The following is a 12,352-nucleotide window of genomic DNA, read 5'->3' as shown; positions in this document are numbered from 1 at the left end:
AGATGAGCCAGTCGGACCGCCGCCGAATCCTGCTGCACATCGGCCTGCAGCACACCGGCGCCCGGGCCATCCAGGCGATGCTGGCGCATAACCGCGAGCGGCTCGTCGGCCAGGGCGTGCGCCCGGTGATCTTCGATCACGGCGGCTGGCCGCTGGTCTACATGTTCGCCACGCCCGACCGCAGGCTGGAGGGCGGCGACCCCCGGTTCCGGCGGCTCTGGGGGGAGCGGCGCAGGGGCGCGCGCCCTGCAGCCGTGGCCGCCGCGCGGCGCGAGCTCGACGCCGCGCTCGACGATCCCCACGCGCATACCGTGATCCTGTCGTGCGAGCTGCTGGCCGAGCAGCTCCGCTCGCGCGAGGTCAAGGCGCTGGCCCGCCGCCTGCAGGAGGCGGGCGAGGTCTCGGTCCTGGGCTACCTGCGCGAGCCGGGCGCCTACGCCCAGGCCGCCGCCGAGACCCGCCTGCGCGAGGGCGTCTCGCTGCGGATGCTCAAGCGCACGCCCCCGCAGCCCGGCTATCGCAAGTCGTTGCTGAAGTTCATCCGCCACTTCGGCCAGGCGGCGGTGGAGCTGCGCCCCCACCACCCCCGCCGCCTGGTCGGGGGCCGCGTGCTCGACGATTTCGAGAGCGCCTGCGGCTTCGCGCCGGGGACGCTGGAGCGCCCCACGGCGCCGCTTCCCGACACCCGCCTGTCGCGGGCCGCCGCGCTCCTGCTCGACATCCGCAACCGGCTGATCGGCTGGCGGCGTCCGGGGCGCGCGATCCGTTTTCCGCCGATGCTGACCCGGCCGCTGGCCGAGTTGCTGCCCGGGCGCGCCTTCCGGCTCGGGACCGAAACCCGGCGCGAGGCGCGCCGCCGCTCGCGCCGGGACATGGTCTGGCTGGGCGAGGCGCTGGGGCGCCGGCCCTTCCCCGCCGGCCGCGGCCCCGCCCTGCCCCCGCGGCCGCGCGCGCCGGGCGGCTGAGCGTCGTGCCGGCGGCGACCCGCAGCCGCGGCTGCGCTGCAATGCGGCCGCGCGGCCTTGGCCCGCCGCGCGGCCTTGTCTATATCGGGAACGCGGCCGAGGGGTCGGCGCCGCCCGGCGCCCTGCGCGCCGCGACTGGATCCGGGGTCGGGAAACGAGCACCATGAGCGAGGCGCCCGCACGCCGCATCTACCTCCACATCGGGCAGCACAAGACCGGCACGACCTGGATCCAGAACGTGCTGGACCACAACCGCGCGCGCCTGGCCGAACGGGGGATCTGCTATCCCGACCTCGGCGCCTGCCACGGCTGGCCGCTGGTGTTCCTGTTCGCGCGCGAGGACGACATCGACCGGCTGGGCCCGATGATCGGCCAGCGCCGCCGACACTCGAATCCCAGGCGCAAGGCGCAGAACCGCGCGATCCTCGACGCCGCGCTGGACGATCCGACGTGGCGCAAGATCGTGATCTCGGGCGAGCAGCTCTGCGACATGCTGCGCTGGAACGAGGTCCGCGCCATGGGCGAGGCGCTTCGGCGCGAGGGGACCGAGATCAAGGTGATCTTCTACGCGCGCGAGCCGCTGGGCTACGCCGCCTCGATGACCCAGCAGCGGCTGAAGGCGGGCCTCACGCTGGACGAGCTGCGCGCCGAGCCGCCGACCCCCGACTACAAGCGCCGCCTGCAGAAATACTTCGAGTTCTTCGGCCGCGAGACCGTCGAGATCCGCGTCTACGACCGCCAGCGCCTGAAGGACGGCGACGTGCTGGCCGATTTCCTCGACGCGATCGACGAGCCGGACCTGGCGCTGGACGCGCCGGCCTCGCTCGCCTCCAACAGTTCGATGAGCGGGCGGGCGGCGCGGCTGCTGGACCTGCGCAACCGCCTGTTCAAGCGGATCTCGCCGACCTTCGCGCGCCGGCATCCGCCGTGGATCATGCCCTCCATCGCCCGCGTGCCCGGCCCGCGCTTCGCACTGACGAAGGGGCTGAAGGCCGAGGTCACGCGCCGCTCGCGCCGGGACGTGGCCTGGCTGGGCCGCCAGCTCGGCTTCGCGCCCTTCCCCTCGACGCAACCCGCCGACGGCACGGCCGCGCCCGGCGAGACGCCCGCCGGCGGCAAGGCCGGCGCGGGCAAGCGCAGGCGCAAGGGTCAGGGCAAGGGCGAGGGCGCCGGCCGGCCCGGCGGCCCCGGCCGCAAGCGCGCCGCGGGCGCGGGCCCCCGGCGGCGCCGGGGCGGCGAAGGCCAGGGCGGCGCGGGCAAGGCGGGCGCCGGCAAGGCGGGTCCGGGCCGCGCGGGGCCCGGCAACGCCGGCGCGAACCGGGTCGGCCCGGGCAAGGCGGGTCCCGGCAAGGTCGGGCCCGGCAGGGTCGGTGAAGGCAAGGCGGGGGCTGGCAAGGTCGGCGCCCGCCGGGCGGGCGCTCGGCGCCGCGCCGCAGGAAAGGTCGCGACATGACGATTCTGGCCCCGATCCAGATCTTCCTGGCCGCCATCGGCCGGGCCGTGCTGACGCTGTGCGGGGGGACGGGGGCGCTGGTGCTCTTCGCCCTGCGCTCGGTCAGCCACGTGTTCCGCCCGCCCTGGTACCCGCTGGAGTTCGGCCGCCAGCTGATGCGCATCGGCTGGTTCTCGCTGCCGGTGGTGGGGCTCACCGCGCTCTTCACCGGCGGCGCGCTGGCGCTGCAGATCTACACCGGCGGCGGCCGCTTCAACGCCGAATCCGTGGTCCCCTCGATCGTCGCCATCGGCATGGTGCGCGAGCTCGGCCCGGTGCTGGGCGGGCTGATGGTGGCGGGGCGCGTCTCGGCCTCGATCGCGGCCGAGCTGGGCACGATGCGGGTCACCGAGCAGATCGACGCGCTGACCACCCTCTCGACCAACCCGCTGAAATACCTCGTCGCGCCGCGCCTGCTGGCGGCGACGCTGGCGATGCCGGTGCTCGCCTTCATCGGCGACGTGATCGGGATCATGGGCGGCTTCGCGGTCGGGGTGACGCGGCTGGGCTTCAACCCCTCGACCTACATCAACACCACCTGGACCTACCTGACCAACGACGACGTCGGCTCGGGCCTGATCAAGGCGGCCGTCTTCGGCTTCATCATCGCGCTGATGGGCTGCTGGCAGGGCTACAACTCCGGGCGCGGCGCGCAGGGGGTGGGCAAGGCCACGACCAACGCGGTGGTCTCGGCCTCGATCCTGATCCTCGCCGCCAACTACATCCTGACCGAGGCGCTGTTTCCCGCATGACGCAGACCCCGATGATCCGCATGTCGGGGGTCGAGAAGGCCTTCGGCTCCAAGACCGTGCTGCGCGGCGTCGACCTCGAGGTCGCCAAGGGCGAGAGCCTGGTGATCATCGGCGGCTCGGGCACCGGCAAGTCGGTGACGCTGAAATGCGTGCTGGGGATCATCCACCCCGACGCGGGCGAGATCGAGATCGGCGGCGCCCCCGCCACGCGGCGCAACCGCGAGGCGCTGCTGAGCCGCTTCGGCATGCTGTTCCAGGGCGGCGCGCTGTTCGATTCCATGACCGTGTGGGAGAACGTCGCCTTCCGCATGCGCCACGGCCACGGCCGGCTGCCCAGGGCCCAGGCCCGCGAGATCGCGATCGAGAAGCTGCGCCGCGTGGGCCTGACGCCGGAGACCGCGGACCTGTTCCCCGCCGAGCTCTCGGGCGGCATGCAGAAGCGCGTGGGCCTCGCCCGCGCCATCGCCACCAACCCCGAGATCATCTTCTTCGACGAGCCGACGACGGGCCTCGACCCGATCATGGCGGGCGTGATCAACGACCTGATCCGCGAGCTGGTGACCGAGATGGGCGCAACCGCGATGACCATCACCCACGACATGACCTCGGTGCGCGCCATCGCCGACCGGGTGGCGATGATCCACGAGGGCAAGATCCGCTGGCAGGGCGACGTCGAGGAGATGGACCGCACCGACGACCCCTACGTCGACCAGTTCATCCACGGCAAGGCCGAGGGCCCCATCGCCGCGATCCGCTGAAGCCCCTCGGGATCTCTTTCCCCGACGCTCGCCACAGTCGCCCCCGGCCCCACGCCCCGCTCGGTGAGCGCCTGTTCTCCGGAGCCGTCCATCGCTGATGCCGTAAGAGCGGCTCGCCCGGGGCGGTCAAGGATCGCGGCACGCGACCCCGCGCAGCGGGGCCTGTCCTTGACCGCCCCGGGCGAGCCGCTCAGGCATCTTCAGCGATGGACGGATCCGGAGACCAGGCGCGGCTTGTTCTTGGGTGAGTCAGGAGCCCGCCGGAGGCTCCCTCCCTCCGCAGTCTCTCCCCGACCTCCTCGCAAGTGCGGCGCAGCCAGGCCCGCCCGCAGGGCGCCTGTAGACCGCCCGCGCGCCGTCAGGCGCGCGCTTCGGCCGCCGCCAGCACCGTCGGCAGCATCGTCGCCGCGACGTCGCGCGGAGACGCCAGCCCCGCCCGGTCCTCGCCCGGTCGGAAGCGGGCGCGCAGGCCGGTGGGCATCGGCGGCGGCGACAGGTGCAGCACGTTCAGCGGGAAGCGCGCCGTCTCGACCTCCCAGGCCGTCGTGATCGCCCGGGCCGCGGCCTTCGAGGCCGCATAGGTCCCGTGGAAGGGCCCGGTGTTGTGCGCGTCGTCGAAGAACACCGCCCGCCCGCCGCCGGGTGCGAGGCGCAGCAGCGGGTCGAGGCTGCGGACCAGGCGCTGGGTGGCGCGCGCGTTCACCGCCATCGCCTTGTCCCAGTCCTTGTCGGCCGCGTGCTCGGCCGGCGACAGGGGCGGGTCGTTGACGGCGGCGTGGATCCACAGGTCCAGCTTGCCCCAGCGGCCGTGGATCGCGGCGCCCAGACGTTCGATCGCCGGATCGTCGGTGATGTCGAGGGGCACCAGCGTCGCCTGCGGCCCGCCGGCGGCGCGGATCGCGTCGTCCAGCTCCTCCAGCGCGCCGACGGTGCGGGCGATGGCGATGACCTCCGCGCCCCGGGCGCCGAGCGCCTCGGCGAAGGCGCGGCCAAGCCCGCGGCTGGCGCCGGTGACCAGCGCCGCCTGCCCTTTCAGGTCCTGCATGAAGCCTACTCCGCCGCCTTCAGCGAGATGCGTCCGCTCTCGATCATGTCCGAGGGCTGGATGGGGTATTCGCCCGAGAAGCAGGCGTCGCAATACTGCGGCTTCGACGGATCGCGGCCCTCGCCCTCGCCCACGGCGCGGTAGAGGCCGTCGAGCGAGATGAAGCGCAGGCTGTCGACGCCGAGATGCACGCGCATCTCGTCCTCGGTCATGTGGGAGGCCAGCAGCTTCTCCTTGTCGGGCGTGTCGACGCCGTAGAAGCAGGGCCAGGCGGTCGGCGGCGAGGCGATGCGGAAATGCACCTCCTTGGCGCCGGCGTCGAGGATCATCTCCTTGATCTTCAACGAGGTCGTGCCGCGGACCACCGAGTCGTCGACCAGCACCACCCGCTTGCCGCGCACCAGGGCGCGGTTGACGTTCAGCTTCAGCCGGACGCCCATGTTGCGGATCTGCTCGGTCGGCTCGATGAAGGTGCGCCCGACGTACTGATTGCGGATGATCCCCATGGCGAAGGGGATGCCCGATTCCTGGGAGTAGCCGATGGCGGCCGGCGTGCCGGAGTCGGGCACCGCGCAGACCAGGTCGGCCTCGACCGGCGCCTCGCGCGCCAGCTCCACCCCGATCTGGCGGCGGCTCTCGTAGACCGAGCGGCCGCCGATGACGCTGTCGGGGCGCGAGAAATAGACGTGCTCGAAGATGCAGAACCGGGGGCGCTGCGTCTCGAAGGGGGCGGAGGAATGCACGCCGCGGTCGTCGATGATCACCATCTCGCCCGGCAGGATCTCGCGCACGAACTCGGCGCCGACGATGTCGAGCGCGCAGGTCTCGGAGGCCAGCATCCAGCCCTTGCCGAGCCGGCCCAGCACCAGCGGGCGCACGCCCAGCGGGTCGCGGCAGCCGATCAGCTGGTTCTCGGTGATGCACAGGATCGAGAAGGCGCCCTCCACCCGGCGCAGCGCCTCCTTCATCCGGTCGGCGATGGTGCGGTGGAAGCCGCGGGCCATCAGGTGCACGACCGCTTCGGTGTCGGAGGAGGAGTTGAAGACCGAGCCGCGCTCGATCAGCTCGCGCCGGATCGAGAGGGCGTTGGTCAGGTTCCCGTTGTGCGCCAGCGCCATCGAGCCCATGGCGAGGTCGGCGAGGAACGGCTGCACGTCGCGCATCGCCGTCGCGCCCTTGCCGCCCGCGGTCGAGTAGCGGACATGGCCCAGTCCGATGCGGCCCGGCAGTTCGGCCATGCTCTCGGCGGTGGTGAAGTTGTCGCGGACGTAGCCGAGCTTCTTCGAGGAGTGGAAGCCGGAGCCGGCGTCATGGGTGACGATGCCGCCCGCCTCCTGCCCGCGATGCTGCAGGGCGTGCAGGCCGAGGGCGACGAAGTTGGCCGCGTCGGACAGGCCGAAGACGCCGAACAGGCCGCACTCCTCGCGCAGCTTGTCGCCGTCGCGGTCTTCGAAAGGGCTGGCGAGCGGCGCGAGACGGGTCTCGGGCATCTGGCGATGGCTCCCATGGTCCAGGGGGGTCGCTGACGTCTGTATACGCGGCCCGGCGAGCGTTGTCATCGCGCCGCGTGTCATCGCGCCGTCATGTAACGCATGCCGCACGCGGATGCGAGGGGGCGAGGGGTCACGCCCGCGGGATCGCGGGCGCGGCGGTTCGTCAGGCGTCCTGCGCGCCGGCGCCGGTCAGCGCCGGGACGCCGCCGCACTCGGCCATCAGGCCGTTGATCGGGCTCAGCGCCCACTCGGGCAGCGTGGTGGGCAGACGCTCGGAGATCACGGCGGCGGCCTCGGAGATCATCGCGACCGAGCGCGACTCGTCGACGATCGCCAGCCGGTCCCCCGGCGGCACCACCAGGTCGTAGATCATGAACGCCACCGCCGCGAGCAGCAGCCCGCGCACCACGCCGAAGACGAAGCCGAGCGCCTTGTCGACCGGGCCCAGGATGCTCTCCTGCACCGCCGAGGAGAACAGCGGCGTGAAGATCGACAGAAGGATCAGCACGATGGCGAAGGACACCGCGAAGCCCGCGAGCTTGGAGAGCGTGCAGGCCCCGGCCAGGATCTCGCCCGCCACGGGGATCTCCTGCAGCAGGGGCTCGAGGAAGGGGGCGGCGTAGAGGGCGACGATCGCCGCCACGATCCAGCCGGCGATGGCCAGCGCCTCGCGGGTCAGCCCGCGCGACCACGCCAGGATGCCCGACAGCGCCAGCACCGCCAGGACCACGCCGTCGACGATCGTGAAGCTCATTCCTGCTGGTCCCCTCGTCCGGTTCCGGGTCGCTGTTTTCCGGACCCCACCCCGGGGCCGTTCTCGCCGAGCACTTCGCCCGCAAGGGTCGAGAGATGCTCGATTCGTCGGACCGTCATGCCAGAATTCGCCCCCGGCTTCACCTGCGAAGGCGCGAACGCGACGTTGAAGCCGAGACGTGCGGCCTCGCGCAGACGGGTGTCCGACTGGGGGGCGGGGCGCACGGCGCCGGAAAGGCTGATTTCGCCGAAATAAACGGCCTCGGCGGGCAGCGGCTCGCCGCCCGCGGCCGAGAGCAGCGCGGCGGCGACGGCGAGGTCGGCGGCCGGCTCGGTCACCCGCAGCCCGCCCGCCACGTTGAGATAGATGTCGTTGCCCGAGAGCGCCACGCCGCAGCGCGCCTCCAGCACCGCGAGGATCATCGCCAGCCGCGAGCTGTCCCAGCCCACCACCGCCCTGCGCGGCGATCCGGGGGGCGAGGGCGCGACCAGCGCCTGGATCTCCACCAGCACCGGCCGGGTGCCCTCGACGCCCGCGAAGACCGCGGCGCCGGGCACCTCGCGCCCCCGCTCGGACAGGAACAGGGCCGAGGGGTTGCCGACCTGCGCGAGCCCCTTGCCGGTCATCTCGAAGACGCCGATCTCGTCGGCCGGGCCGAAGCGGTTCTTCACCGCGCGCAGGATGCGGAACGGATGGCCCCGCTCGCCCTCGAAATAAAGCACCGTGTCGACCATGTGCTCGACCACCCGGGGGCCGGCGATCTGGCCCTCCTTGGTGACGTGGCCGACCAGGATCACCGCCGAGCCGCGGCGCTTGGCGAAGGCGGTCAGGGCGTGGGAGGCGGCGCGCACCTGGCTGACCGAGCCCGGCGCGCTCTCCACCGAATCGAGCCACATGGTCTGGATCGAATCGACGATCGCCACCTGCGGCTTCTCCGCCTCGAGCATGGCGAGGATGGAATTCAGGTCGGTCTCCGCCGACAGCGCCACCGGCGCCTTCTCGAGCCCCAGCCGCGCGGCGCGCATGCGGATCTGGGCGGTGGCCTCCTCGCCCGAGACGTAGACGCACTTGGCGCCCTGGCGTGCGAAGGCCGCGGCGGCCTGCAGCAGCAGCGTGGACTTGCCGATCCCCGGATCGCCGCCGACCAGCACGGCGGAGGCCGGCACCAGCCCGCCCCCCAGCACCCGGTCCAGCTCCTCGACCGCGGCCGAGAGGCGGGGCGGCGCGGCCTCCTCCCCCTCCAGCGACACGAGCGCGGCGGCGCGGGTCTTGCCGGCGCGGGCGACGCCGACGGACTTGGGCAGGGAGGCGGCGACTCCGGTCTCCTCCTGCACCGAGTTCCAGGCGCCGCAGGAATCGCAGCGGCCCGACCAGCGGGCATGGATCGCGCCGCACTCGGCGCAGACGAAGATCGGGGCGTTCTTGGCCATGCCGGGGTTGTGCGACGTTCGGCGGCCCAAGGAAAGCCCTGCCGTCAGCCGGCCGCCGGGCGCCCGCCCGCTCCCCGCGCGGCGATCATCGCCCCGCTCCCGGAGTCGCCAGGGAGATCGCCAGCGAGGCCAGCACGCAGCCCGCGAAGAGCGGCAGCCCCCAGGCGGTCTCGACCGTGCCCCAGCCCACGCCCTTGGCCACGATCACCCCCAGCGCCACTAGGAACACGTCGGCCATCGACAGCTTCCCGAGCACCGCCAGAACCGGCGTCCAGCGCGCCCCGATCCGCCCGGAATGCACCCCCGCCAGCGCCAGCGTCTTGGCATAGGGCATGACCACCCCGAACAGCGCCACCAGCGCCGCGAGCCCCGGCTCGTCCTCCCACAGCGCCGCCACGCCCGAGAGGATCGAGATCGTCTCGCCGTCGAGGAACGGGATCAGCCCCGCCGAGACCAGCGGCGCCGCCCAGGCGAGCGGGAACAGGACCAGCAGCGAGAGATTGGCCCAGGCGAGCCAGGCCGGCGCGCGCGCTCGGCTCATGCGACGGGTTCGGACAAGGGCGCCTCCGGCGACGAACGGACCGCGGCGCGCCCCCGCCCCGCCCCGGGGACGGGCGGCCGCGCCCTGCCCCCGCCGAGATAGTCGCCCCCGCCCCCGCGGTCCAGCCTCGCGCCCGCCCCAAGCGCCATGGCGCGACGCCCGCCACGCCCCGCAAAGCGCCTGTTCTCCGGAGCCGTCTCTCGCGGATGCCGCCCGGAGCGACTCGGCCCCCGGGGTCAAGGATCGCGCAGCGACCGCGCGAAGCGCGGCTTGTCCTTGACCCCGGGGGCCGAGTCGCTCAGGCATCGCAAGCGAGAGACGGATCCGGAGGACAGGCGCGGGCTTGTTCTTGGGTGAGTCAGGAGCCCGCCGGAGGCTGCCTCCCTCCCCGATCCCTCGAACCGCTCCCCCGGGCGCGCCGCAGCCAAGCCCGCCCGCAGGGCGCCTGCAGACCGCTCGCCTACTCCGGCAGATCCAGCGCGATCAGCGCCTGTCGCCCCTGCGCCAGCGCGTCGAGCGCCCGATCGACCACGCCCGGCAGGGCCGCGAGCTCGCCGCAGCCCTCGGCATGCGCGCCATGGGCCTTCGCCAGCATCACGTGGTCGATCGAGGGCGAGAGGTCGGCCATGAACATCCCGTCGTCCGCCGCCGAGGCGCCTTGTCCGTACATGGCCAGCGTCGAGTTGCGCACCGCCCCCCAGCGTCGGTTGTTGAAGATCACCGACAGGATCGGCAGCCCGTGCGCCTCCGAGGCCCAGTGGCAGGCGGAGGGGTTGTTGAACATGTAGGCCCCGTCGCCCATCATGCAGACCACCGGCCCGGGCACGCCCGCGTTGCGCATCCCCAGCGCCGCGCCGAAGCCCCAGCCGAGGCCCCCCGCCGGGCTCGCCCCGAAGAACTGCCCGGGGCGGGAGAAGCGGGCCTGGTTCACCCGGAACGAGTACTCGTTGACCACCGTCGCGTCGTGGGGCAGCAGCGCCGCCAGCGCCTTGCTGGCCGAGGCCGCGGTCATCCGCTCGCCGGCGGCCTCGGCGTCGAGGGCCGCGCGCATCCGCCCGTGCGCCTCGACGGCGCGGCGGCGGCGGGCGTCGACGCGGGGCGCCGCGTCGCCCACCGGGCCCAGCGCCTCGAGCAGGGCGGCGAGGGCCAGCGCCGGCTCGGCGGCGATGGCGCCCTCGGCCTGGAAGCTGCGCATCGGATAGCGGGCGTGGACCGGGTCGAGCCCGATCTCCCACAGCGCGCCGGCGAAGGCGGGCCGGGTCACGGCGGGCACCCAGGGCACGTCGCAGGCGATGTTGAGCGCCAGGTCCACCCCGCCCATCGCCCGGCCGGTGTCGAAGCCCAGGTGCATCGGGTGGTCGTGGGCGAGGTTCACCGTGCGCGGGTTGAACTCCACCACCGGGATCGCCCACAGGTCCGCCAGCGTCTCGAGCAGCGCCGCCGCCGTGGCGCTGCGGCCGAGGTTGGCGGTCACGATCATCGGGCTCTCGGCCGCGCGGAGCGCCGAGGCGAGCCGGTCGATCGCCTCGAGGTCCGGGGCGAGACGGGCCGAGACGGTGGGCGCGCGCGCCGGCCGGTCGGGGTTCACCTCCTCGGCCAGCATCTCGCGCGGGAGCGACAGGTAGACCGGCCCCGGCGGGGGGGCGGAGGCCACCTCCAGCGCGCGGGCGAGGCCGTCCTCGACCTGCTCGCCGCGGCGGATCTCGTAATCCCACTTCACCGCCTCGCGCAGGGTCGAGGCCTGGTCGAACATCTCCTGCGCCCAGTGGATGAAGCGGGTGCGGGTGCCGTGGGGCGTCGCCGGCCCGTCCGAGTCCGTCACCGGCGTGCGCCCCGCCGACAGCAGCATCGGCACGTTGTCGCGCGCGGCGTTCATCGCCCCGCAGACCATGTTCGCCGTGCCGACCGAGACATGCACCATCGCCGCCTGGGGCGTGCCGGTGATCAGCGCGTGGCCGTGGGCCATGGCGACCGCGAGGTTCTCGTGCGGGCAGATCAGCGGCCGCGGCAGGTCGGGAGACTGGGCGCCGGCGCGCCCGTAGGCCTCGACGATCGAGGGGAAGTCGGTGCCCGACACCGAGTAGAGCGCGTCCACCCCGTAGCGCTTCATCGCGCGCAGGTAGGCTTCCGCCGCCAGCAGTCCCGATCCCTGAGCCATCGTCCGTTCCCTTCGTCGCCTGTCTCCGACCCGCCGCAGGCGCGGCGAGGTCGGGGATGCATGGCGCAAGATGCGACAGTTGTCCAGACAAACAGGCGTCGCCCGGCGCCGGCCGTGCGGCCCTGCCCGGGCCTGCGCGCGGCGGTCCCGTTCCACCCTGCGGCGCCGGGCCGGGCCTTTCGGGCGGCCGGCCTTTCGGGCGGCCGGCATTTCGGGGGCGGGGCGCCTCGGGGGCTTGCGTCCGCCTCCGGCGGGGTGAAGAACGGCCGGCGGAGGGCGACCGACATGCGCAGATTCATCTCCGGCCTCTGGTCCCAGGTGCTGCAGCCGATGCTGCGCCGCCCGCCGCGTCGGCAGGTGGCGGCGCTGTGCTGGCGCGAGGGCGAGCGGGGGGTGGAGGTTCTGCTGATCTCCAGCCGCGGCACCGGGCGCTGGATCCTGCCCAAGGGCTGGCCGATGCGGGGCAAGGACCTCGCCGGCGCCGCCCTGCAGGAGGCGTGGGAGGAGGCCGGCGCCCGCTTCGTCGAGACGCCCGCGGTCCCGGTCGGCCGTTTCGCCAGCCTCAAGGTCTCCGACAGCGGCCTGCCCGAGCCCAGCGAGGTGATGGTCTTCGCCGCCGAGGTGCGCGAGCTCGCCGACGACTTCCCCGAGCAGGGTCAGCGCCGCCGCCGCTGGGCCGCGCCCGACGAGGCGGCGGGCCTGGTGGAGGAGGCCGGCCTCGCCGAGCTGATCCGCGCCTTCGGGCGCGGCCGCGCCCGCCCTGCCCGCTGACCTCCCGGTCGCGCCGCGCGCGCGCCGCGCCGCCCCTGCCGCCGGACCGGACCGCCCCGCGCGGCCCCCCTGCCCCTCTGAGGCCGATCCGCACGCAATCGGTCGGGGGTGTGGACATGCCGCCCCGCCTGCCGCAGGAGGGAGGCCGCGCGGCCAGCCGCCCGCGGGGAGGTCCCCGCGCGCGCGGCCCCGC

11 protein-coding genes are annotated in these 12,352 nt (G+C 73.8%); 5 read left to right on the top strand and 6 right to left on the bottom strand.

Annotation, left to right across the window (positions count from 1 at the left end; genetic code table 11):
- Window positions 1-2 precede the first annotated feature (2 nt).
- The 4 genes from BM064_RS12930 (at window position 3) to BM064_RS12915 (ending at window position 3,967) form a co-directional block, all read left to right on the top strand.
- Window positions 3-965: a hypothetical protein gene (locus tag BM064_RS12930; protein ID WP_092860189.1), complete on the top strand. Its 963-nt coding sequence runs from the start codon at window positions 3-5 to the stop codon at window positions 963-965.
- A 163-nt stretch (window positions 966-1,128) separates the two neighbouring features.
- Window positions 1,129-2,418 carry a hypothetical protein gene (locus BM064_RS12925; protein ID WP_092860188.1) on the top strand — a complete coding sequence of 430 codons (1,290 nt, stop codon included), beginning with the start codon at window positions 1,129-1,131 and terminating at the stop codon, window positions 2,416-2,418.
- Entirely contained in the window at window positions 2,415-3,209 is a 795-nt protein-coding gene (locus tag BM064_RS12920) for an MlaE family ABC transporter permease (RefSeq protein WP_092860187.1), read from the top strand. Before BM064_RS12925 ends, BM064_RS12920 begins: the two co-directional genes overlap by 4 nt.
- An 11-nt stretch (window positions 3,210-3,220) precedes the next feature.
- Window positions 3,221-3,967, top strand: coding sequence for an ABC transporter ATP-binding protein (locus BM064_RS12915; RefSeq protein WP_177236251.1), 747 nt, complete (start codon window positions 3,221-3,223; stop codon window positions 3,965-3,967).
- Between the two features lie 358 nt (window positions 3,968-4,325).
- On the opposite strand, the gene BM064_RS12910 is transcribed toward BM064_RS12915, so the two are convergent.
- From BM064_RS12910 to BM064_RS12885, 6 genes are all read right to left on the bottom strand, one after another.
- Window positions 4,326-5,012 carry an SDR family NAD(P)-dependent oxidoreductase gene (locus BM064_RS12910; protein ID WP_425426164.1) on the bottom strand — a complete coding sequence of 229 codons (687 nt, stop codon included), beginning with the start codon at window positions 5,010-5,012 and terminating at the stop codon, window positions 4,326-4,328.
- A 5-nt stretch (window positions 5,013-5,017) separates the two neighbouring features.
- Window positions 5,018-6,502 (bottom strand): amidophosphoribosyltransferase, encoded by a 1,485-nt coding sequence (gene purF, locus BM064_RS12905; protein WP_092860185.1) that lies wholly within the window; start codon window positions 6,500-6,502, stop codon window positions 5,018-5,020.
- A gap of 166 nt (window positions 6,503-6,668) precedes the next feature.
- Entirely contained in the window at window positions 6,669-7,259 is a 591-nt protein-coding gene (locus tag BM064_RS12900) for a CvpA family protein (protein ID WP_092860184.1), read from the bottom strand.
- Complete coding sequence (gene radA / locus BM064_RS12895) at window positions 7,256-8,689, bottom strand: DNA repair protein RadA (protein WP_092860183.1); 1,434 nt, start codon at window positions 8,687-8,689, stop codon at window positions 7,256-7,258. The genes BM064_RS12900 and radA overlap by 4 nt, the downstream gene beginning before the upstream one ends.
- Before the next feature lie 85 nt (window positions 8,690-8,774).
- Complete coding sequence (locus BM064_RS12890; protein WP_092860182.1) at window positions 8,775-9,230, bottom strand: paraquat-inducible protein A; 456 nt, start codon at window positions 9,228-9,230, stop codon at window positions 8,775-8,777.
- Window positions 9,231-9,690: 460 nt separating this feature from the next.
- Window positions 9,691-11,388 carry a thiamine pyrophosphate-requiring protein gene (locus tag BM064_RS12885; RefSeq protein ID WP_177236239.1) on the bottom strand — a complete coding sequence of 566 codons (1,698 nt, stop codon included), beginning with the start codon at window positions 11,386-11,388 and terminating at the stop codon, window positions 9,691-9,693.
- A gap of 285 nt (window positions 11,389-11,673) precedes the next feature.
- On the opposite strand from BM064_RS12885, the gene BM064_RS12880 reads away from it, so the two are divergent.
- Window positions 11,674-12,159, top strand: coding sequence for an NUDIX hydrolase (locus tag BM064_RS12880; RefSeq protein ID WP_092860180.1), 486 nt, complete (start codon window positions 11,674-11,676; stop codon window positions 12,157-12,159).
- Window positions 12,160-12,352 lie beyond the last annotated feature (193 nt).

Origin of the sequence: Albimonas pacifica, assembly GCF_900113695.1 — a bacterium.
GTDB lineage: Bacteria > Pseudomonadota > Alphaproteobacteria > Rhodobacterales > Rhodobacteraceae > Albimonas > Albimonas pacifica.
Note: the sequence above shows the minus strand (reverse complement) of the source record. Positions and strands in the feature narration are given on the sequence as shown.